This is a genomic window from Nostoc sp. (assembly GCF_036916975.1).
In the GTDB taxonomy this organism is placed as follows: domain Bacteria; phylum Cyanobacteriota; class Cyanobacteriia; order Cyanobacteriales; family Nostocaceae; genus Nostoc.
This window is the reverse complement of record NZ_JBALFF010000093.1, coordinates 58,112-81,770: the sequence shown is the minus strand read 5'-3', so window position 1 is coordinate 81,770 and position 23,659 is coordinate 58,112. Positions and strand designations below refer to the sequence as shown.

The 23,659-nt window shown below is 42.3% G+C and carries 15 protein-coding genes; 7 read left to right on the top strand and 8 right to left on the bottom strand.

The genetic code is table 11. The features are described from left to right. Window positions 1-128: 128 nt before the first annotated feature. The gene (locus V7K73_RS23445; RefSeq protein ID WP_334883516.1) at window positions 129-3,785 is read right to left on the bottom strand and encodes a DUF4912 domain-containing protein; all 3,657 of its coding nucleotides are present in this window, start codon (window positions 3,783-3,785) and stop codon (window positions 129-131) included. 724 nt (window positions 3,786-4,509) lie between these two features. Here V7K73_RS23445 and V7K73_RS23440 point away from each other — a divergent pair. Then, complete coding sequence (locus tag V7K73_RS23440) at window positions 4,510-6,141, top strand: DUF6798 domain-containing protein (RefSeq protein ID WP_334883514.1); 1,632 nt, start codon at window positions 4,510-4,512, stop codon at window positions 6,139-6,141. A gap of 26 nt (window positions 6,142-6,167) precedes the next feature. Here V7K73_RS23440 and V7K73_RS23435 read toward each other — a convergent pair whose 3' ends face one another. After that, complete coding sequence (locus tag V7K73_RS23435; RefSeq protein ID WP_334883512.1) at window positions 6,168-7,286, bottom strand: precorrin-8X methylmutase; 1,119 nt, start codon at window positions 7,284-7,286, stop codon at window positions 6,168-6,170. Between the two features lie 542 nt (window positions 7,287-7,828). Here V7K73_RS23435 and V7K73_RS23430 point away from each other — a divergent pair. Beyond that, window positions 7,829-9,754 carry a heavy metal translocating P-type ATPase gene (locus V7K73_RS23430; RefSeq protein WP_334883510.1) on the top strand — a complete coding sequence of 642 codons (1,926 nt, stop codon included), beginning with the start codon at window positions 7,829-7,831 and terminating at the stop codon, window positions 9,752-9,754. 224 nt (window positions 9,755-9,978) lie between these two features. Here the strand turns inward: V7K73_RS23430 and V7K73_RS23425 are convergent, their stop codons facing one another. The 3 genes from V7K73_RS23425 to V7K73_RS23415 all read right to left on the bottom strand — a co-directional run bounded on the left by V7K73_RS23425 (window position 9,979) and on the right by V7K73_RS23415 (window position 14,029). Further along, entirely contained in the window at window positions 9,979-11,556 is a 1,578-nt protein-coding gene (locus V7K73_RS23425) for an efflux RND transporter periplasmic adaptor subunit (RefSeq protein ID WP_334883508.1), read from the bottom strand. A 282-nt stretch (window positions 11,557-11,838) separates the two neighbouring features. Further along, window positions 11,839-11,970 (bottom strand): hypothetical protein, encoded by a 132-nt coding sequence (locus tag V7K73_RS23420; RefSeq protein ID WP_334883551.1) that lies wholly within the window; start codon window positions 11,968-11,970, stop codon window positions 11,839-11,841. 769 nt (window positions 11,971-12,739) lie between these two features. Then, the gene (locus V7K73_RS23415) at window positions 12,740-14,029 is read right to left on the bottom strand and encodes a glycosyltransferase family 4 protein (protein WP_334883507.1); all 1,290 of its coding nucleotides are present in this window, start codon (window positions 14,027-14,029) and stop codon (window positions 12,740-12,742) included. 1,147 nt (window positions 14,030-15,176) lie between these two features. On the opposite strand from V7K73_RS23415, the gene glyS reads away from it, so the two are divergent. Next, a complete protein-coding gene (gene glyS / locus V7K73_RS23410; protein ID WP_334883505.1) occupies window positions 15,177-17,330 on the top strand; it encodes a glycine--tRNA ligase subunit beta in 2,154 nt (717 codons plus the stop codon). Between the two features lie 84 nt (window positions 17,331-17,414). Beyond that, the gene (gene murD / locus V7K73_RS23405) at window positions 17,415-19,031 is read left to right on the top strand and encodes a UDP-N-acetylmuramoyl-L-alanine--D-glutamate ligase (protein WP_334883504.1); all 1,617 of its coding nucleotides are present in this window, start codon (window positions 17,415-17,417) and stop codon (window positions 19,029-19,031) included. Between the two features lie 175 nt (window positions 19,032-19,206). On the opposite strand, the gene V7K73_RS23400 is transcribed toward murD, so the two are convergent. Together V7K73_RS23400 and V7K73_RS23395 are read right to left on the bottom strand one after the other, a co-directional pair. Continuing rightward, window positions 19,207-19,431: a type II toxin-antitoxin system HicB family antitoxin gene (locus tag V7K73_RS23400; protein ID WP_334883502.1), complete on the bottom strand. Its 225-nt coding sequence runs from the start codon at window positions 19,429-19,431 to the stop codon at window positions 19,207-19,209. Beyond that, window positions 19,431-19,622 (bottom strand): type II toxin-antitoxin system HicA family toxin, encoded by a 192-nt coding sequence (locus V7K73_RS23395; RefSeq protein ID WP_334883500.1) that lies wholly within the window; start codon window positions 19,620-19,622, stop codon window positions 19,431-19,433. Before V7K73_RS23395 ends, V7K73_RS23400 begins: the two co-directional genes overlap by 1 nt. Before the next feature lie 185 nt (window positions 19,623-19,807). On the opposite strand from V7K73_RS23395, the gene argS reads away from it, so the two are divergent. The 3 genes from argS to V7K73_RS23380 all read left to right on the top strand — a co-directional run bounded on the left by argS (window position 19,808) and on the right by V7K73_RS23380 (window position 22,689). Further along, window positions 19,808-21,562 carry an arginine--tRNA ligase gene (gene argS / locus V7K73_RS23390; protein ID WP_334883498.1) on the top strand — a complete coding sequence of 585 codons (1,755 nt, stop codon included), beginning with the start codon at window positions 19,808-19,810 and terminating at the stop codon, window positions 21,560-21,562. 70 nt (window positions 21,563-21,632) lie between these two features. Then, the gene (locus V7K73_RS23385) at window positions 21,633-22,196 is read left to right on the top strand and encodes a Uma2 family endonuclease (RefSeq protein WP_334883496.1); all 564 of its coding nucleotides are present in this window, start codon (window positions 21,633-21,635) and stop codon (window positions 22,194-22,196) included. A gap of 37 nt (window positions 22,197-22,233) precedes the next feature. Next, entirely contained in the window at window positions 22,234-22,689 is a 456-nt protein-coding gene (locus V7K73_RS23380; protein WP_334883494.1) for a cobalamin biosynthesis protein, read from the top strand. A gap of 255 nt (window positions 22,690-22,944) precedes the next feature. On the opposite strand, the gene V7K73_RS23375 is transcribed toward V7K73_RS23380, so the two are convergent. Then, window positions 22,945-23,298: a phage holin family protein gene (locus V7K73_RS23375; RefSeq protein WP_334883492.1), complete on the bottom strand. Its 354-nt coding sequence runs from the start codon at window positions 23,296-23,298 to the stop codon at window positions 22,945-22,947. Window positions 23,299-23,659: the final 361 nt, after the last annotated feature.

Here is a 23,659-nt window from a genome sequence, read left to right as displayed (position 1 = left end):
GTTTTATTTTTTTTGAACCACAACCGATGACAAATGACAAATGACTCTCGCGTTGCGGTTCAATAACCCTATCCCCCTTTCCCCCAAAAAGGGGAGAATAGGGTTTGAGGGGATAATTTAAGAAATTACTAGCTTTCGGAAGTTTCCTGGGAGAACTTTTTATGGATAGTTTTAGTGGCCCCATCAGCAGCTACCGTTATCAGATAGTCCATTAAACCATCTGAAAAGGGAAGACGTAGGTGGAAAGTGCCATCGGGTTTGATTTTGACGGAATGGCCACCAATGTTTACGCTTGTATTTGGTTGGGTTGCTCCGTGAATAATCAACTCAGCATCAGCTACAAACCAAAAATCTTGGTGGGAACGATTGAAAACCCGAACATTAGATGAACGGGCTATGAGTAACCAACGTAGTTTACCGCCGTAGGCATCGCTATCGGCGATATAGCCAATTTCAATCATGTAGTCACGATCGCTGACGGGAATAGCGACAAAGCGATCGCATGTTACCTCTTCACATTCATACTGCTGGACAAGCTGGGGATTTTGATAACTCAAGTCAATCTCAGTTACATCATACAGCCGCACTACCAATTGAGAGCCGCCCTGTTGTCGCAGTGCTTCGTTCTGAGCCTTGGAAATGTGCCAAGAGACATAAGCCCATTTGGGAGTGCGGGGTGTGAGCAAAATACTGCTCTCTTCTTCTACATCTACTAAACCAATAGGTGTTTCGTTTGCTAAGGCTACATCTTCAACGGTGGAATCTGTATGAACAATAGGTGTTTGGCTTGCTAAGGCTACATCTTTAACGGTAGGATCTGTAGCCACTGGACTGAAGACACGAACGATCGCTGAATGGGTGATGAATAACCAGCGATTGCCATCAGCGACATAGCCAATTTCAGCTATGTAATCGCGATCGCTGACGGGAATTTCTACAGAGCGATCGTGTGCTGTCTCGTCACATTCATACTCCTGTAACAGGTGGGGACTTTCATAACTCAAGTCAATCCCAGTTGCATCATACAGCCGCACTACCAATTGAGAGCCGCCCTGTTGGCGCAGCGCTGCTTTCTTGGTTTCGGAAATCTCCCAAGAGACATCAGCCGATGTAGAAGTGCGAGGTGTGAGGACAAGACTGCTTTCTTCTTGGGCGATCTCTTCTTGAGCATCTGGGAAGTGAATATCTGTTTGATCAGCAATCGCCACCCGATCAACTGATTGATCTGTAGCGACTGGACTGAAGACACGAACGATCGCTGAACGGGCGATGAATAACCAGTACTCGCCATAAGCGACATAGCCAATTTCAGCTATGTAATCGCGATCGCTGACGGGAATTTCTACAAAGCGATCGTGTGCTGTCTCGTCACATTCATACTCCTGTAACAGGTGGGGACTTTCATAACTCAAGTCAATTCCAGTTGCATCATACAGCCGCACTACCAATTGAGAACCGCCCTGTTGACGCAGTGCTGCTTTATTGGTTTCGGATATCTCCCAGGAAACATGAGCCGAGGTAGAAGTATGCGGTGTGAGCAAAATACTGCTCTCATCTTCTGCATCTACTAAATTAACAGCTGTTTCGGCCGCAATCGGCACATTGTCAACCGTAGTATCAGTTTCTCTTTCAGTATCTAATCCAGAAATGGTAGTCCACCCTAAAATTCCTACGCCTGCTGCTACCGCAGCACCCGCTAAATCTGTGGAGTTTTCAGCAATACCTCCTTCAACAGTAGGCTCTGCTTGAGATTCTGACTCTGGCAAATTGACAGTGGGTTCAGCTGCGTCTGCTACCACATTGAATAAATCTTCTTCTGATAATTCTGGCAAATCGAGCAGTGAGGATGTTTGTCCAGTTGATAGTTCCCCATCGGCTGCTACTTCCTCAGATGGTAAGGGAAATTCATCTACTGAGCCTATATCTTCAGTTGAGGTAATACTCTCTAACCAGTTTAATTCTGCCTGAAGTTGTTCATCTATCCGATCTTCATTAATTTCTGTGTCCCAATATCCAAAATCAGATGTTACTTCTGGCACATCTGCTAATTCTAGTAGTGGGGCTGTCTCCTCAGATACCTCTTCTGGAATATTAGGCAGGTGAGGATATGAAGTATTTACTACAGCTGCTGGGGCTTCTATGTCCCATTCAATTTCATCAGAATCCCAGGCAATTTGCTCAGAATCAGACTCAAGATTGTTTGCCTGATCATAATTACTTTCATGAACTGGATCAGAAATTGGATTTTCTGTTTCTTTATTATTAAAGGAAGACCAGCTAGCCGCCCCGATGCCTGTTGCTAGAGCCGCACCATTACTTAAAGCTGCGGCTCCCAAGTTGTTATTTTCTGAGCCATTAGCTGCCTTTGATGTTGTCTCTTCATAGGAATTAGAACTGCCATTAGTTCCCTCTCGGACTAAATTGGATGTCCCTGAAGTCACATTTTCGGCTAGGTCAGATTCTGTTTGAGCATAGATGTTAAAAGGAGTGCGCTCAGGGGTTTCTTGTTGCAAGTGCGGCACTGCTTGGTCTTCAAGCATCGCTTTGTTAATCGAGGGAGATGTGCTGGCGTTGATGACTGCCATTTCTCCATCTTCTGGGCTGGGTGGACGAGGATCTGATTCTGGTAAGTTGTCTGTTTTCTCAGTAGACAATGGGCGTTTTCCCAGAATCCACCATAGGAACGCTCCAGCTACAGGAGCAAAAAACAAAGGTAAAAGCAACCAAAATGGTGTTTCTCTATTGACAATTGGACTAGTTTGTGCTGGAACAGGAGCGACAAATGGCTGTTCGGCAAATGCAGAAGTAGTTGCAGTGGGGGAAGGCGTAGCAGCAGGTGTTGTTTGCCCACCTGGGGAAGCCGTGACAGGTTGTAATATGTTAGTGGCGATCGCAGAGGCTTCTGTAGTTCTACCTTGTTCTATAGCCTGCTTTCCTGCGGGTGCAAGGGTAAAGCCGAGAAAATCTACTATGCCTAAACTCGGATTTTTTTTGTAAACGTAAACGAAAGGTTGCGAGAAAGAATATTTCTGATCGTCTGGTAAGGCTTTATCTAATTGCAGAACTCGTACACCTTTCAATTTTGACACCTGGTTAGCTAATACATAGCTGATGCCGTCTTTGCCCAGTTGTTTGATGATTTCTGCGGTATTATCCTCAGTTAGTTGGGTAGTATTAGCCCCTGTAGCAAATTCAGCACTCTTGAAGGCTGGATAAGTCCGAAAAGTATTGCGAGTCTCACTCGTCTTCGGGCGATCGATTAACCGAATCTTCCCTGAAGGCGCTCCTAGTTGTGACCAATTTGTAATTTGTCCCCGGAAAATCCGGGCGAATTGCTTACTAGTCAAGCTTCCTTTGAAAGGATTATCTGCACCAACCACGATCGCAATCTTCTCACGGCGTAAGCGAACTTGCTCTAGTCCTTGGGCTTTTTCTGCTGGCGTCAACCCACGCCCCATTGCGGCTATGTCGATTTTGCCATCTAGCAATTCTTTCAGTGCCGTATCAGTGCCGTTAGCAGCAACTTCAACCTTTGCACCAGAATACTGTTTTTCAAAATTCTCTTTCAAGCTTTGGTTGATTGCACCCAAGCTACTAGAACCATCAATCCTTACTGTCGCCCCATTCTGCACTGTTCGCGGCTGTGTAAAAGAGGGAGCTTCAGGTTTCGATTGTGCCAGCATGGGTTTTAACACCAGTAAACTTGCTGCCACAGGGGTTGTAGCCAAGGTAAGCCATAATACCAGTCTGACTATCGAAATATCTTTTTTTTCTTGTTGCCACATAAGCCCTTTATTAAACTAAAAAATAGAAAGCCTGCCAGCCTTAATCATTATCTTTTTATGGATTATGCAGGAGACGCGCTAATTATACATCCCTGTTATATTTCTTATCAGTTATTGTAAATATTTGTGTCACTATTTACTTGGTTTGACTTAAACTGTTTCTACTTTGCTGGACAAAATTTATTGAACTAAACTTTAGGATGACATGTTATTTTATATACCTAGCTTTCGGTTTACTGAATCAGAGTCATGCTTGAAAAATTAGCTAAATAATAGACCTCTTGCACGAATGCAAAACTAGCCCTCATCCCCCAACCCCGAATCCCAATTTTGGGATTTGGGGAGAGAATTTCAAAGTCCCTCTCCCAAGCTTGGGATAGGGATTTAGGGTGAGGGCTTCTGATTCATGCAAGAAGTCTAATAAAGATAGTATATAGCGGTTCCCGCATGAGTAAGGTACAAAAACAATAATTACCACAGACAAATACACATACTCATAGGGACACGACATTGCCGTGTCCCTAACCAGTAACCATTGAAATAAGAATCGCTATAAACATATTAAATACAGCATAATTCAGGAGTAAAACAAGCCTTATACCTGGGTAATAGACTGAGCTTGTGTACCTCATTCTCCTGGCAATGTGCTGTATATTGTATAGTGCCAAATTTAAGTTTTACTGAAATAGTGTAATAATTATTATACAATTTAGGTCTTTTTAAGATGTTGAAATTGCCAGACATAAATCAACAAAATCTAGACAAAAAATCAGCTTTAGCAGATAGGGGTTGGCTAGTATTAGAAATCATCGCAGTCTTGGCATTAATCTGTATCAAAGAATTGTTGTTTGATATCATGGCAAGTAATGATATTGACGCTTTACCTTTAGCAAGACAGTTCGCTGATCCTAGCTGGGTTCCAGGAGATTGGTCTGTTAACCAACCACCTGTTTATCGAGTGTTGTTTCAAACTTTATTTGGCTGGAGCATAGGAAAGTGGGGGTTTCTGGCTAGTTCGATAATAGGACGGTTATTTTGCTACAGCTTAATAGCTTCAGGACTAGTACTCATAGGTCGAAGACTGGGATTGCATCTGCTTTTGCTGATGTTGGCGGTTGCAATGTTTCTCTCAGGAAATCAAGGCGTTGCTGCTGGAGAAAGGATTATAGGAGCGCTAGAAACGAAGATATTTGCTTATGCTATGGTTTTGTTGGCCATAGCGTTCATGCTAAGGAAACGTTATCGCCTGACGGCTTTTTTGTTAGGGCTAGGAACTTCATTCCATGTTTTGGTAGGCGGTTATGCAACTTTATTTGTACTAGGATGGGTGATTTTAAAACGAAAAACCCGTTTTCCTAGTATGCGAGAATTGGGGTTTATTGTTCCGTTATACCTGATAACAAGTGTATTTGGTTTAAAAGCGATAATCGAAGAGTTGTCCAATCCAACCCCTACAAGCCCTATATCGATTTCTTATATATATGTCTTTCTCAGGATGCCCCACCATTTGAATCCTTTATCATGGCCTGCACATTGGTGGATAACTCCTATATTTTTCCTTGTAATGCTTGTAAGCAGTGCTGGCGTCCTTTGGTTCAAGCGTCCAACTAAAGCGCTATCTGAACAGTTTGAAAATTACGAAGCTCGTATAGGATTATTTGAGTTCACGCTGATCAGTCTAGTCCCATATTTACTAGGAGTAGTCATTGCTCCATTTGACTCTCAAGGAAGCTTGCTACAATATTACCTTTTCCGCGTAGGTGACGTAATGTTGCACCTCAACGCCTGCTTTTTGTTTGTCTGTGCTTTGGATGAAATCTTCACAAGTAGAAAACAACAAAAAATGTTGTTATTTCTATGTAGTCTGGCCCTGAGTATAAGCATTGTCAAAGGATTCCATAACTTTCAGAAATATTTTCAGTCCACACTTAATTTTCCTGACGAAGTGCAGGAGGTAGATTTGCAGTGGAAAGATATGGCTGCTTGGGTGCGAAAAAATACTCCAAAAAATGCCACATTCATATCTCCACCGGTTGAATTTGCTAACTTTATCTGGCTGACAGAGCGTCCAACTATTGCTAAATATAAGCTGATGGCTCAGACTAAAACTGGGACATTAGAATGGTTTTCACGGATGCGTGATTTAAGTGGTAACTTTAATGGGGTTGATCCATTAACTCAATTTAATGAAAAACTACTTACAGACGGCTACAATAATTTGACAACTGACCAGGCTAAGGCATTAATAATAAAATATCACGCTTCGTATTTAGTAACTCGCATTCAACATCAGCTATATCTGCCAGTTGCTTACCGTAATAAATCTTATGTTCTCTATAAAAAACAGCAAGATTAGAGCTACTAAAAATTGATAATTTGTAACTATGAATTACTTTGATTGAGATAACAATGACAATCTGGTTTATCAATCAATGACTCCACCAAGGCATTTAAGGCAGTAGCAGCTAAAGCGCCACCTCCCAAAGTGCCTGCAACTGTAATAAAAGGTATCTGTTGTTGCATCAGTTGTCGCTTGGCTGCGGGAGCATGGCTAAAGCCAATGGGCATTGCAATTATTAATGCAGGCTGAATTTTCTGGTTGGTAATCGCCTCACAAACTTCTACAAGTACTGAGGGAGCATAACCAACTACCAGGATACAACCATTACTTACTTGCAGCATTTTGTCTCGCCATTCTCGATGCTGCCAAAAGGCAACTTCTGCCTCTGTGGCGGTGGTAATATGGGGATTATCAATCAAGGTTTCAATGTGGCATCCCAAGTGAAGTAATCGGGTTTGATCTAAAGCAGCAGCAACCGTTTGGGTATCGACAACAATTTGACAGCTTGAAGATAAAGCTTCTCGACTAGCTGCGATCGCACCTCGACTCAATTTAACAAAGGACACTAAACTGACATCGCCACAAGCCAAAACCAACTGAGAAATTAAATGTTGTTCAATTTCCGAACGGTTAGATAAATCAGGTAATAAGCCTTGTAGCGATTCTGAAAAAGCTTCCGAGTGCGTATGAATTTCGGCATCCAAACCACTCCAGAGATTTTCCAATCCCCCCAATCCAGCTTGAGTTTCGACATCAAGTAACTTGAGTTGTGCCAAAACTTCCGCCTGCATAATTTGACAATGGCGATCGCGCCCCAATAATCCTTCTAATGCTGATGCAGTTTGTCGCAGTTGAGAAATTTGTTGCATCACCGCCCGATATTGTAGCTGGAGTTGTCCCATGAGGTTAACAGTTGTGTCGGCTTCTGGTTCCACCTCTAAAATATTGCGGATATGGTTTAGCTGAAACCCTTGCTGCTTGAGTGCGACAATCCGTTGCAACCGGAGAACATCTTTTTTGGTATAGAGACGGTAATTGCTCTGCGATCGCACTGGTTGCGGTAACAGTCCTAATTGATGATAATGTCGCACCATCCGCGGAGTTAAACCGCCGCCTACTGCATCGGTAAGTTCTTTAATAGTTAAGCAACCAGCGTTCATGATTTACTCCAACAACGGCAAAATTCTTTGTAATAGTTATCAATATATATTCGCTAGGACTTACGCAAAATGACCAAAAAACGAACCGCAGAGGACGCAGAGAAGCCAGTGCGCCCTTGCGGGTTCCCCGACTTGTTCGCGCAGCGTCTCCCCTTGGGAGAAGCAACTGGCGCGACACAGAGGAATAAGAGTTTGAGAGAGTTTTTGCGTAAGTCCTGTTCGCTTTAGCATAGATTTTTTCCTACCTATTAATGCAATTTTAAAGCTAACAGTTAAATCGTCTCATTTACCCACATCCCGCTTTTGAAAAACACTCCCAGAACCCAGATAAAAATTTAACTCTGCGTACCTTTGCGCTTCCCTCAGCGTGACGGCAGTCGCTACAACGGGAGAGCCAGTCACCTACGGCGGTAAACCCGCCTACAGCGCTGGATTCACCGCAACGCGCTGCCTCCCCTTTGCATTTCAAAATCATTATAAACCTTGACATTAACATTAATGTCAAGGTTTAACTTAACAGAGTCCCTGTTAATTCACATCTCATGCTCTACCCCCAACGTTTTAGCCAATTCACCAAAGAACACGCAGATACTGTAGCAGCCCTTGTGTGTGGCTTACTGTTATTTCTCGGATGGTTCGCCTTACATCTCGGTTGGTTGGGATTAGCATTGCTGCTGCTACCTGCTGCTTATGTAATTGGTGGTTACGAAAGTGCGCGGGAAGGATTGACTACTCTTTTCAAAGAAAAAGAACTCGATGTAGATTTGCTGATGATTGTGGCGGCGATTGGTGCTGCTAGCCTTGGCTTATGGCGAAGAGAATATCATCTAATTATTGATGGGGCAATTTTGATACTCATCTTTGCCATCAGTGGCGCACTAGAAGGCTACGCAATGGCGCGAACTGAGCGGAGTATCAAGAGTTTGATGAGCCTGACACCCGATACAGCAAGGGTTTTGCTTCAGGGTAAGGAAGAAGAAATTCCTATTAGTCAGCTAAAAGTCGGTGATGAGATTGTCGTCAAACCCGGAGAGCTAATTCCTACTGATGGGATAATTTTATCTGGTTACAGCACCCTCAATCAAGCTGCAATTACAGGCGAGTCTTTACCAGTAGAGAAAACCGTGGGCGCAGAAGTATTTGCCGGCACACTCAACGGCTATGGTGCATTGCAGATTAAGGTACACAAACCAGCCCAAAGTAGTTTGATTATGCGTGTGATTCGTTTGGTAGAACAAGCGCAAACAGAAGCACCTCCTTCGCAAGAGTTTATCGATCGCTTTGAGAAAGGATATGCAAAAGTCATTGTAGTAGCCGGGATATTGCTAGCAACTTTACCGCCATTTCTCTGGGGTTGGGATTGGGAAACGACGATTTATCGCGCCCTTACTTTCCTGGTAGTGGCTTCTCCCTGTGCGTTGATGGCTGCAATTATGCCCACCCTGCTTTCGGGAATCGCCAATGGTGCAAGACAGGGGATTTTGTTTAAAAATGGGGCGCAGTTAGAGAAAATTGGCAAAGTCCGAGCGATCGCATTTGATAAAACCGGTACTCTAACAACAGGACAGGTGCAAGTATTCCAGGTAATTTCACTTAGTAAATACACCCAAAAAGATGTATTAAAAACTGCTGCTAGTGTAGAATCATCTTCCGAACATCCCATCGGTAAGGCAATTGTACAGGCGGCTAGTGATTTGGATTGGATTAGTGCAGTTCAAGTACAAGCCATACCGGGACAGGGAATTGTGGGAATCGCCCAAGAAAAACAGGTAATTGTAGGGAATGCCGTTTTTGTGCAGCAGTATGTGGCAAATTTACCTGAAGAATTGCGAACAATGGCTCAATCTTTAGAGCAAGAAGGTAAAACTGTGGTTTGGGTAGCGAAGAACCCCACCCCCTCCCCACAAGCAGAGGTGATGGGTATAATTGCGATCGCAGATGAAGTAAGATCGCAAGCAGCCGCAACCATTACCCGATTAAAGAAATTGGGAGTTGAACAAATTGTCATGTTAACCGGTGATAACGCAGAAACTGCTCACAGTGTCGCCAAAGCAGTAGGAATTGATCGGGTGTATGCTCAACTTCTACCAGAAGATAAGCTTGATGTTATTCGCCGTCTACAGCAACAATATCAAACAGTTGCAATGGTAGGCGATGGAATTAATGATGCACCAGCCCTAGCGCAAGCATCTGTAGGTATAGCGATGGGAGTATCTGGTAGCGATGTCGCTTTAGAAACCGCAGATATAGTACTGATGGCAGACAGGTTAGAAAAAATTGCGGTGGCGATGCATTTGGGCAGGCGATCGCAAGCCATAGTAAAACAGAATATAGTCGTAGGGTTGGGTTTTATTATGTTGCTTTTGGTCGGCAACTTTCTAGGCAATATTAACCTACCCATCGGCGTGATTGGACATGAAGGTTCTACAGTCTTAGTTACCCTCAGTGGACTAAGATTGCTGAAATAAAGCACTCTTTTCTCTGTGTCCTCTGCGCCTCTGCGGTTCGTTATTCCGTAACTCGTGCGTAAGTCCTATCTCAAAAGGATGACTTACGCACAGACTGACGCAAACCTTGGCCGCTTAATAAAGAATTAAAAAATTGGGCATGGGGCATTGGGCAATAGATCAATAAATAGTTCTTCTTCCCCTGCCTCCCCTGCCCCCTCATCTCCCTCATCTCCCGTCTTCAACTAAGGATTCCGACTACCTACTTCTTCCGGTGCAGGAGTGATGGGAACGCCATTGCTTAGGTTGAGAATGCCAGAAACAACAATTTTGTCCCCAGCTTTTAGTCCTTGGATAACTTGATAATTATTCCCCTCAATAACTCCCAATTTCACGAGCTTTTGTTGAGCTACTAAGTTAGGTGCCCCAGGTTTCGGGTTTTGGGCTGGCGCTTGAGCTACAAACACAAAAGTCTCTCCACCCAGGCGAGATACTGCTGTAACTGGAATTAAAATTCCTAGACGTTGGTTCCAAATCACTTTGGTTTGCACTGACTGGCCATTGATCAGTTGACTTCTAGAATTACCAAAGTTGGCTTTAACTAAAACTGCCAGCGCTGAACTGACATCTGGAGAGATGAAACTTACCTTACCCCTTGCTATGGGTTTGCCTTGGGCGTTCAGCATTTGCACTGTTAATCCCAAACGCAGTTTTTTGGCATCTTCTTGTGGAACGGAAAAATTCAGTTCTAAAGAGTCGTTTCTAGTTAGTGTAGTGAGTTGATCTGCTTTTTGTACATAATCTCCTATCTTTGCTGGAATATTACCAACTATGCCAGTGAAAGGTGCAAGGACTTTTGTATATTGTACTTGGACTTGGGCAGCTTGGACTTGGGCCGCTGCTTGACTTACTTGCGATCGCCCCTGGGCAATATCTTCTGGGCGGTTGCCGTTTACCTGCTGCCTATAGTACTGTTTCTGCTGTTCTAAGGCAGCAGCCAGTTGTTGGATATTAGCAGTTCTGCTTTTGCGGAGTTGCTCTAAGTTTTTCTCAGCTGCAACCACCGCCGCTTCAGCACTAGCTTTGTTTTTCTGGTATTCATCTAAGGTATCTTGAGAAGTTGCCCCTTCTTTTGTTAATTGTTCGTATCGCGTTGCTCGTGCTTGTGCTAGTACTAAATCGGATTTGGCGGAATTAACTTGAGCTTCAGCCTGCTGAATTTGCTGTGGTAGCGATCCAGATACAGCATCTTGATATTTTGCTTGGGCTTGATCTAGCTGGGCTTTGGCTTGGAAAACTATTTCTCTTCGAGTCCCTGCTTTGAGTTCGGCAAGACTTGCTTGTGCTTGTTCTAGTGCTGCTTGTTTTTGTCGTAACTGGGCTTCGGCATCATCACTTTGCAGGCTAATAATCACTTGCCCTTTTTGAACACGGTTGCCCTCTTTGATGAAAATCTGGGTTATTCGTCCTTCAACCTGTGGCTTAATTGGTACAGATAGTGGAGCCTCTAAGGAGCCAATAAACTCTGAGCTTTCCTGCACAGTTTCACTTTGCACAGTTGCTAGCTTGACAGGAATTGCCATAGGTTGACCTTCCCCAGGCCCGCCCGGTGGTGCATTGCTAGTATTACTAGTGTGCCACCAGCGCCAACCAATACCAACACCTGCAATTAATAGGACGATTCCCAACAGCAGAGGCCAACGCCGCTTTTGAGGTGACTTAGGCGATCGCTCTGGCAATGGTTGCGACTCTTGACTAGAATCATTAGCAGGCTGTTCTTTTTCAACAGGCAGCGTAGAATCAGGGAACTCAGAATGCGACATATTCGGTTTCTCGTCTTGTGGATTTAGACTTGGGCAATCTACTTTTCGCTAAAAAAGCATTGTTGTGATGTTGGTGACAAATATATATTTGCGATATTTGGGTATTTGGGCGATCGCTCACGTTGTCTATCACCTAAAATAAATCTCCTTTACCACATTATGGTTATTTTGTACATTACTTAGGTTCTATCATTTTTAAAGTGTAATTTATAAAACTTTTTTTAGGTAGTATAAACTCAGTGCCTTAGCTGAAAGAAAAAACAGGGTTTATCTTGTTGCAGACTAATCAACTGAACCTCCTACCTCCTGCAATGGCAAAGTGCTAATCTTATTCCCTAATAACTGCCTTGCTTGCGCTGGGTGAATTGGGTTTAGCGGTTTTTTGTTAGTATCGATTAATATAATTTTGGACATTTAAGTGCCTCCTTTCGGGTAATTTTAGCTTTGACAATGTTAGAGTCCAGTAACTATCCAAACTACACAACATAACGCTTGTACAGATATTTAATAGTTTGGTTATTAAACTAAGATGCTAAGTTTTCCATAAGCGTTTGCAAGTGCTTGCTTGCATTATAATTACATAAAACACGACACTAGTATAAGTTACAGATGAGTTTATCGCTCTTAAGTAGTAGTGAATACTGATCTTAGGGAAGAGAAAAGTATGAAGGGATGCCAGCTGATGGAGAGGCTTGTCTGCGACACGCTCTTGCTAGCTTGTTTAAATCTAGCAGTCTCTCAAGTCAAATTTGATAGGTTTGTAGTGAGCGCTAAAACGCTCAAATTAAGGACTAAAGTCCTTACCCAACGCTTTGGTTAGTCGCTCATGGGGGAAACCCCTCTGACCGACTAACTCACTACAAACTTATTCATCCATCAAAGTTGGTCTGGTGGATTACTAGTAGTACCCCTACACTGTTAACTCAGCTTTATTAACCAAGGTTGCAAGTTTCATCGAGTTATCCTCACCAAGAACGACGCGCAATCAATCAGTATTCTCTAGATTCCTATTTTTTAGCAGTCTTAACTTCCTACACTTAGGTCACCCGATCGGTTGATTTTCAACTCACCCGAATGGGTGATTTAATTTTTCCTAATTACGGTTTTGCCTTCCCAGTCGCTTAATGTTCGCTAATTAACAAAGCATCCCATTTTTAGAAAAAATCTCCAGTATCCAGCCATATCAACCATCCACAACTGATTTTTTGGAATTTAATTTCAGCAAGATACCTATAGTTGATTTTCGGTTAGCAACAATATGAGAAAGCAGCCCTTCATATCGATTAAGTGCTTGCTCCAAGGAATAGTTTTCTTCAGCAAACTGTCTTCCTGCCTTACCTAAACTCGTCCCTAGAGTAGGATTAGTATATAAATCATGCACCGCAGCAGCCATTGCATCGGGTGATTCTGGCTCAACAATTATCCCACCACCACTTAATTTGATTGCTTTTGCAGCAGTACCAGTAGCGGGAACTGAACCCACAATCGGGCGACCACTCGCCAACAGTAGGGGTATTTTTGAAGGCATATTAAACGAAATCACATTGCGTTTTTGCACAATCAACCCTACATCAGAAGCTGCTAGCATTTCGGGTAGTTTTTCTCGCGGCTGCAACGGTAGCAGCAAAACATTATCTGCTCCATTTAAAAGACAATATTTCTGCAACCTTTGTAATGCTATTGATTCGCCAACGATAACAAAGACAATTTCCTTGATATGACGCAAGCAAATTGCTGCTTCTATTACTGTTTCTAAACCTTGTGTTAGAGCAATGTTGCCCGAATAAAGGACTACAAATTTCCCTTCAAGTTGATGGCTAGATATCCAGGAGTTATTTTGTTTTGGTAAGGGGCAGATGAAATTTACATTCACCCAATTGGGAATACAAACGATTTTATTAACAGGTACTCCCTTATTCACTAAATTCTCACGAAACCCATCGGCAATAACACTAATAGTGTGTGCAGACCGATATGCAAATTTCTCTAAGGCTGCAAGAGTTCGGATCATCCACTTATTCTTCAATAGCCCGATCCGTACCGCAGCTTCTGGTAGAATATCTTGCACATTCAGAACTACTGGGCAGTTGTATAACCAACCAAATAGTGTTACTGGTAAAGTACCGAAAAGAGGCGGAACTGTTAAGATAATCACATCGGGGTGTTCACCTTTAAAGGCTTGGGGTAAGCTCGTGAAAATAAAGCTCAACTCTAATAATAGCCGATCTATAAGGTTAGGTTTAGACTTAATTCGCAGATAACTTCGTTGAATGGTGACGCCATTTGTTTGTTCAGTAACGTACCATTTACCCCGATACTCATCATAAATTTCGCGCTGAGGATAGTTGGGCATCCCCGTAATCACCCGCACTTGGTGACCTCGCTTTACTAGTCCTTCTGCTAATTCAGTCATTAACGGAGCAATTCCAATCGGCTCTGGATGATAGTTATAGGAATAAATCAGAATGTGCATGAGCTATTTGTTAATTTTGTGAAGACAGTCGGAGATAATCGTATTTATTCCTTAATAGTCAGTATGTGCTGCTACTTTTATTACTTATAATAATTTTTAAATTTGCTTCATTAACAGTGTGTTTAACATTGTTGATGAATTTTTTAGTGGTTTTTAACAAATAATTTTTAGACTGCATAAAGCACTTAAAAATTAAGATATCACCTTGTATAAATACCTGGGGCTTTTAGAGGTCGTTTTAAAAGTTCCAGAAGGTATAGTTTTCTGGTTCTGACTTGGATGAACTACAACGAAAAGATTAGCTTTCAGTTATTTACTAAAATGCTTCGCTGTGTTCACTAAAAGAGTAAAATATCCTTTTAAAACATCCTCTTTTAGACAGAGTTTTTAGTTTCTGGCTATTTATGACAATATTTGTCCTGCTTGTTTCTGAATTAATGCCTAAATTTACAACTTGGGGGATTCTACCATCATATTCAAGGTCGTGCATATAACCCGCATTCCGCCCTTTAAACTGGCACATAGTGTTAACTTATCGCACAACTTTAAGCCGTGGGGAAATCGAAGTCATTAGTAATTAGTCATTGGCACTAATGACTAATTACTACATCGGCGGCCGCCTATCCGCGATACCCCTCTTGAAGGGAGCATCCCAATTTTGGCTTAAATCTTTTCCCTCACCCCCAGCCCCTCTCCCGTCATCTGGGAGAGGGGAGACATAATTCCAAAGTTGATTTAAATAATGCATATATCAATGAATTAGACATCACTAAACATTACGATATAAATTTATATCCGTAAATACCGCATAAAAGTACAGTAGTAAATGTAATGAATCAATGAAGAAAAACACTTTTTTGTGAAGTTATGCAGAAAATGCTAAGTCTATCTAAGTTAGGACTTACGCATTCACAAGAAAAGCCAAATCGGCATTGCTCATTGATGCCAATAAAAGCCTAGAAATAGGAAAACTTTTGGCTTGACTCACCCGCCTGGAACTTTAGTTCCTTGCAGGACATGACTTTTAAGTTAAGTTGACAAATGACTTTTGACTTTTGCCTTGTGGTACTAGTTACCTAAAAATCACGAGCGATCGCTTGAGAATAACTGATAAAGTTGAGCTACGCAAAGTTGAAAACAGTGTTATATGCCTGCGTTTCTATTAGAAGTTGGTACAGAAGAATTACCTGCAAGCTTTCTCAGTGATGCCTTAGTGCAATGGCAGGAGCGCATTCCCCAAAGCTTGGAATCAAACGGCCTCAAGGGCGAAAGTGTGCAAGTGTACGGTACTCCCCGACGGCTGGCGGTAGTGATTAAAGGTCTACCATCCCAGCAACCAGACCGAGAAGAAGAAATTAAAGGCCCCCCCGCCCAAGCCGCCTTTAAAGATGGTCAGCCTACTGCTGCTGCTATCGGCTTTGCCAAAAAGCAAGGCGTGGAACTGGATACGCTGTTTCTTCGCCCCACAGACAAAGGGGAATTTGTCTTTGTGCAAAAAAGAATTCCTGGCCGTGCTGTGGCGGAAATTTTGACAGAACTTGTTCAAGAGTGGATTTGGGGTTTAGAAGGTAAGCGGTTAATGCGTTGGGGAAATGGAGATGCGAGGTTTTCCCGACCAATTCGTTGGCTGGTAGCTTTGTTAGATGAGACGGTGCTACCTCTAGAATTAGTGAATGGTTCTAAAACGATTCAGAGCGATCGCATTTCTCAAGGTCATCGGGTTTTACATCCTGATCCTGTGACAATTGCCCAAGCTACTGATTATGTTACCGCCCTCAAGTCTGCTTATGTCACCGTTGACCCAGAAGAACGGGCAAATATTATCAAAGGGCAAGTAAAGGCAGTAGCAGAAAATTTAGGCGGATATACAGTAATTTACCCCGATTTGTTAGAGGAAGTAACCAACCTTGTAGAATATCCTTCTACAGTTGTCGGTAAATTTGAACCAGAATTCTTGAAATTACCAACTGAGGTAATTACTGAAGTTATGGTTACTCATCAACGTTATTTCCCTGTCTTCAAACTAGATAGTTCTGAGCAAGAATTATTACCCAATTTTATCACCATTTCTAACGCTGATCCCAATAAATCAGATATCGTTGCTGTGGGGAACGAAAGAGTAATTCGTGCCAGATTAGCTGATGGGAGATTTTTCTACGAAGCTGATTTAACTAAGCCCTTAGAAAGCTTTTTACCGCAGTTAGAAAAAGTCACGTTCCAAGAAGAATTGGGTTCGGTGCGTACCAAGGTAGATAGAGTAGTTAAGATTGCCGAGCGAATCAGTACCCAATTAGAATTAGCCCAAAATCAAAGCCAAAGAATCCAACGGGCTGCTTTATTATGTAAAGCAGACTTGGTTACTCAAATGGTGTATGAATTCCCCGAATTACAAGGCATTATGGGAGAAAAATATGCCTTAGCTAGTGGTGAAGATGCCGAAGTCGCAAAGGCAATTTATCAACATTATTTACCCACAGGAGCCAGTGATAATTTCCCCGAAACGCTCACGGGACAAATTGTCGCTTTGGCAGATAGATTAGATACCTTAGTGAGTATCTTTGGTTTAGGTTTAATTCCCTCCGGTTCTTCTGATCCCTTCGCCTTGCGCCGTGCGGCTAATGCTGTAGTTAAAATTACTTGGTTTTATAGTTTGCCGATAAATTTAGATGATTTATTAGCGCAAATAGCCACAGACTTTGCAGCAAAATATCACAAAGAACAGGCATCATTAACCGCAGCGTTACAAGAGTTTTTCTTGCAACGCATCCGCACTTTACTACAAGAAGAAAAGCAGATTGATTATGACTTAGTAAATGCAGTTTTGGGAGAAAATGATCCAGAATATACAGAACGGGCGTTAAAAGATTTATTGGATGTCCGCGATCGCGCCCTATACTTACAACAAATCCGTAACGATAGTACCTTAGATAACATCTACGAAACCGTTAACCGTTCCACACGATTAGCCGCCCAAGGTGATTTGGATACAAAACAGCTAGAACCGACAACCGTAGTGCGTCAAGAATTATTCCAAAAGCCCTCTGAAGTCGCTTTGTATAATGCCCTAATCGAATCAGTCCCACTTTCTTCAGCAGCACAGCAGACACGAAATTATCAACTGTTAGTAGCAGCACTAGCAAAAATTGCTCCGACAGTTAGTAACTTCTTTGATGGGACAGATAGCGTATTAGTTATGGACTCCGATCCAGAAATTAAACGTAATCGATTACACTTACTTGGATTAGTTCGCAATCATGCCCGTGTTTTAGCTGACTTTGGGGCGATCGTCAAAAATCTGTAGCGTAGGTCAACAAAAAGTTGTGTAATTTTTGCCAATAGACGCTAATATAGGGAGTGCTTAACCAGGGACACTCTGCTGCAATCTATGTCCAGAGCTACTGTAATTGGATTAGGAAAGTCCGGTGTTGCTGCGGCGAGATTGTTGAAACGGGAAGGTTGGGAGGTAGAGCTAAGTGATAGCAACACCTCCGAAACCCTCCGACAACAACAACAAGAACTCGCTGCCGAGCAAATAACCGTAAAACTAGGCCAATCCCTAGAATTGAATGGTGCTAATTTACCCCAATTAATAGTTGTTAGCCCTGGCGTACCTTGGGATATTCCCGTATTAATTAAGGCACGCCAATTAGGTATTGAAACCATTGGGGAAATAGAACTCGCTTGGCGAAATTTGCAATCGCTACCTTGGGTAGGAATTACAGGCACTAACGGCAAAACTACTACCACAGCCTTAATTGCTGCCATTTTCCAAGCAGCAGGCTTAAATGCCCCCGCCTGCGGTAACATTGGCTACGCCGCCTGTGAAGTTGCCCTATCTTGGCAGGGGAAAGGAGCAGGGAGCAGGGAGCAGGGAGCAGGGGGAGCAGGGGAAGCAGGGGAAGCAGGGGAAGCAGGGGGAGCAGGGGAAGCATTTGATAATTCCTCACTCCTAACTCCTAACTCCTCACTCCAAACTCCTAACTCCTCACTCCTCACTCCTAACTCCTCACTCCAAACTCCTAACTCCTCACTCCAAACTCCTAACTCCTCCCTCGACTGGGTGATTGCGGAAATTAGCAGCTATCAAGTAGAGTCTTCGAGTTCTCTTGCGCCACGTATCGGTGTTTGGACGACTTTCACACCAGATCATCTGAGTCGCCATAAGACTTTAGAGAACTATTACAACATCAAAGCTAAGTTATTACGTCAGTCCAAGTTGCAAGTATTTAATGGCGATGATGCCTACTTGAGCAAGTTAGGTTTAAGCGCTTGGCCTGATGCTTATTGGACAAGTGTTAAAGGAAAAGATTTCCTGATTAGCGAAAAAGGCTTTTACATTGAGGATGACTGGGTTGTGGAAAAATTGACTGCAACCTCTGCACCAGAAAAGATTGTGAAAGTATCTACTTTGCGGATGGTGGGAGAACATAACCAACAAAATCTCTTGATGGCAGTAGCAACGGCACGATTAGCGGGAATTAATCGTGATGCGATCGCCCGTGCTATTGTTGAATTCCCCGGTGTTGCTCATCGTTTGGAGCATATCTGCACTTGGGAAGGTATTGATTTTATTAACGATAGCAAAGCCACTAACTACGATGCTGCCGAAGTTGGTTTAGCATCTGTGAAAAGTCCAGCGATTTTAATTGCTGGTGGAGAAGCTAAAGCAGGTGATGATACTGGCTGGCTAGGACAAATTCAAAACAAAGCTGCTGCTGTGTTATTGATTGGCTCTGCGGCACCCGCATTTGCTAAACGTCTGCAAGAGGTAGGATATCACACATACAATATTGTGGAAACTATGGAAAGAGCAGTCCCCAAATCGGCCCAATTAGCTAAAGAATATCAAGCATCTGTGGTATTGCTATCTCCGGCTTGCGCGAGTTTTGACCAATACCCGAATTTTGAAGTGCGGGGCGATCGTTTCCGTCAATTGTGCCTTGATTGGGCAAAAGCAGAGAAGCTTCAATATAACTCGATTCTTTCATCTCCTCTGCCTTAGAGGATATTTTAAAAATATTGGGTGAATAGAATTCGTTACTACACAAAGCTTAGTCCACTTCCGTGGAAATCATAAAAATTAAAGGTTTTTAACCCACGGAGGTGGGTTTTGTTTGTGTAGCCGCGACTTCTAGTCGCCAGGGCTAGTAATAAATTAGACAGAAGATTTCCTATAATTATGTTTTACTGTAGTTTGCAACTTCAACCTCATGAGCGATGCTTGTAGGTTTAGGAATAGGTAAACCATCTTCTAGCATTCCTTCTAGATGAAATTCAATAGCTTCTGCAATCATCTGCTTGACTTCTTCTAAAGTTTCACCCACAGCTATACAACCGGGTAAATCAGGGACATAAGCGCCGTAACTAGTTTCTCCCTTTTCAATCACAACTGTATAATGCATTAGTCTTCCTCCAATTGAGCTTGTCTCCAGATATTTTTAAGAGTACCAATTGGCACATCCACATTTGGTTTACCAGATACTGTTACAGTACTGGATTTCTCTGGATGTTTGAACTGTCGATGACTACCTTTAGTTCTAGCAAGATACCAACCATCAGCTTCTAGTCGTTTGATAACTTCGCGTACTTTCATGCTAGCGCTTATCTGTATAGGTGAAATTTATATTACAGATACAGTGTCTTATTGACAATTATTAAAGCAATCACTCAATATAGTCAAAATCGCTTCAGGAATCAAGTGGCTCAAAATGAAATGCTAAAGTTAATAATCAAGCTTTTCCAGAGCTACATTCTCTCTCCCCCAGATAAAATTTATATATGAACGCTACACAAGAAAAACTAAAAGTTCAGCTTGAACAGGCAATAGTTGCGGCTTTTGGCGCTGATTTTGCTGGAGTAGATCCAATTTTGGTTTCTGCTAGCAATCCTAAATTTGGTGATTATCAGGCGAATGTGGCTTTATCCTTGAGTAAAAAGAAAGGATTGCAACCAAGAGCGATCGCAGGTGCGATCGTTGATAAACTAGATGTATCCGAAATCTGCGAACCGCCAGAAATCGCTGGGCCAGGATTTATCAATCTGAAACTGAAAACGGCATACTTAGAAGCACAACTGAACGCGATTCAAGCTGATTCTAGACTAGGAGTTCGGGCCGCGAAAACGCCGAAGCGGGAAATTGTAGATTTTTCCAGTCCGAATATTGCTAAAGAAATGCACGTTGGACACTTGCGTTCTACAATTATTGGTGATGCGATCGCCAGAATTTTAGAATTCCAAGGACACGATGTACTGCGGTTAAATCATGTGGGTGATTGGGGTACGCAGTTTGGGATGTTAATCGCCTATCTGCGGGAAGTTTACCCAGACGCGCTAACAAGAGCTAATGCTTTAGATATTGGTGATTTAGTCTCTTTTTATCGCAAAGCCAAACTGCGGTTTGATACAGATGCAGCTTTTCAAGAAACAGCACGTCAAGAAGTTGTCAGATTACAAGCAGGTGCAGAAGATACACTTCATGCTTGGAAACTACTGTGCGAACAATCGCGGCGGGAGTTTCAAATAATATATGAGTTGTTGGATATCAAGTTAACTGAACGGGGCGAATCTTTCTACAACGCCTTACTATCAAAAGTTGTGGAAGATTTAGAAAAATCTGGCTTACTGGTAGAAAACCAGGGCGCAAAATGCGTTTTTCTGGAAGGATTTACAAATAGAGAAGGTGAACCTTTACCCCTAATTGTGCAGAAATCAGATGGCGGTTATAACTACGCCACAACTGATTTAGCATCCCTGCGCTATCGGATTCAGCAGGATGAAGCAAAGCGAATAATTTATGTAACAGATGCTGGACAAGGAAACCACTTTGCCCAATTTTTCCAAGTTGCACGCAAAGCCGGATGGATTCCCGATGATGTGGAATTAGTGCATGTGCCTTTTGGGTTAGTGTTAGGAGAAGATGGTAAGAAATTCAAAACTCGTTCTGGGGATACTGTGCGGTTGCGGGATTTATTAGATGAAGCTGTTTCTCGTGCCTATACTGACCTAAAAACCAGATTACAAAAAGAAGAACGTCAAGAAACTGAAGAATTTATTAATGAAGTTGCTAGGGTAGTTGGAATCAGCGCAGTTAAGTATGCAGACTTAAGCCAAAACCGCACCAGTAACTACATTTTCAGCTACGACAAAATGCTGGATCTCAAAGGGAATACTGCGCCCTATATGTTGTATGTTTATGCGCGGATTCAGGGGATTAGCCGCAAGGGTGATATTAACTTTAAGGAGTTGGGAAATAATGCCGTTTTGTTGCAGCATGAAACAGAATTAGCGCTAGCAAAATATTTACTTCAACTGGATGAAGTTATTAGTAATGTAGAGCAAGATTTGCTGCCTAATCGTTTATGTGAGTATTTGTTTGAACTAAGCCAGAAGTTTAACCAATTTTACGATCGCTGTCCCATATTACAAGCCGAGGAACCGCAGAGGACATCCCGCTTGGTTTTATGTGATTTGACTGCTAGAACTGTGAAGTTGGGATTGTCTTTATTGGGAATTCAGGTATTGGAAAGGATGTAAGACTAATTCGTAATTCGTAATTCGTAATTGGTAGAGTTGGAAGAGAGCGTTTTGTTGGAGGCGATCGCAAATGGTACGGACAGAATCAAAAAATATAACTTTGGCAGAGTTTCTCATGTTACCAGAAACAAAGCCCGCTAGTGAATATATCGATGGTCAAATTATTCAAAAACCAATGGCACAGGGTGAACATAGCACTATTCAAGGCGAACTGATTATTACTGTTAATGGTGTCTTGAAACCTCAAAGAGTTGCACGAGCATATCCAGAACTGCGGTGTACTTTTGGTGGCAGATCAATTATCCCGGATGTAGCGGTATTTACTTGGGAGAGAATACCTCGCAAAGAAAATGGCAGGGTTGCAAATTTATTTTCAGCATCTCCCGATTGGACTATTGAGATTCTATCACCTGACCAAAGACAAACGAAAGTTACAAAAAATATTCTGCATTGCCTGAATTATGAAACACAAATGGGTTGGCTGATCGATCCAGAAGAACAAACGGTGTTTGTCTACATCCGCAATCAACAGCCAGTCATGTTGGATGAATTAGAAGCTTTACTTCCTGTGCCAGATTTTGCAAGTGAGTTGAGCCTGACAGTCGGAGATTTATTTGGTTGGCTATTGGAGTAAATCAAATCCTGACGAATTGAATAAGGAAATATAGCAAGTGCAACAGGTTTTATGGGTAGGAATCGGTTGTAAACGGGGAACCTCATGGCAATTGATTGATGGGGCAATTGAGCAAATATTTCGAGAAAATCAACTTTTTCAAAGTGCGATCGCAGGGATTGCTACTATTGACACTAAAGCCTCAGAAGTTGGTTTAGTAGAACTTTGTAACCTACGCAATTTCCCCCTAAAAACCTTTTCTGCCCAAATCCTTCGCTGTGTCTGTGTCCCCAACCCTACCACAATTACCGACCACGAAGTAGGTACACCTAGCGTTGCAGAGGCCGCTGCTATTCTTGCAGCTACTCAAACCCCGTTATTGACTATTTTCCCCTTTACAAACATAGAAGAATTGCGGGTGAAGTTGTTAGTTCCTAAACAAATTTTCCAGCGACAAGGGCAACCAGGAGCGGTAACATTAGCTGTTGCCAAGGGCTATTTCATTCTCATCTAGCCTCAGAATGAATTCACCTCTCTTATAGCGAAAGTCGTCTAAAGGCAGCTAAGAAAAAACCTCACCCTCAATCCCTCTCCTTAGTAAGGAGAGGGAAGCCGGAGGCAGGGTGAGGTTTTATATTTAATTTGACCCACTTACTTAGTCCGTTAAAACGGACTTTAGCTCTGGGCGGTTTCTGTCTAGAACGAAATAGCCCTGAACTGTTGCCCAAGCTTCAAATATTATTAGTATTATAAAACTTAACTAATTTTTCTAGTCAACAACTCTCAAAAAATAGTTAATTATGCTAGATACAATAGCTAGCACAATTGAACCTAACAAAGCAGGTAAAAAGCCATGAATCTCAAAACCAGAACCAGGAGTTAAGGCACTTGCCAACCAAAGGGTTAACGCGTTGATTACCAATGTAAATAAACCAAAGGTGAGCAAAGTAATTGGAAAGGTCAAAATTTGTAAAATTGGTCTAACAAATGCATTAACCAAACCAATAACAAGGGCAGCTATCAAGGCAGTCAAAAAATTCTTGATAAAGAATCCCGGAACGATATTAGCAGTCAAAAATAACGCCACCGCAGTACCGAGCCAAGTTAATAAAAAGTGTTGCATAAGTTTTTTTAGAGGAATTAGCAGTAAGTTTAATTAATTTCACTATTGTACAGTTGTGATCTGTAACACTATCAGGTGTTTTTGTGCTTGACTCCTAAAGTTGCCATCATCTTTTGTCAGCCTAAAAGCAATGTAATCTTTCAGTGCTGGCATAGAGAGGTACTTTTAATCGGTATATCTTTATCGTATTGCAGGATGTACCATGAATTAAATTCATCAAAAATGAAATGAGCAGCAAAACTCTTACAGAGGTTTCCTCCGTCGAGAAACCCCTGTACCTAAAAGAGGATATTTAGCACTACAGGACTTACGCAAAATACCTCTCAAACTCTTATTTCTCCGTGTTCTCTGTGCCTAATAA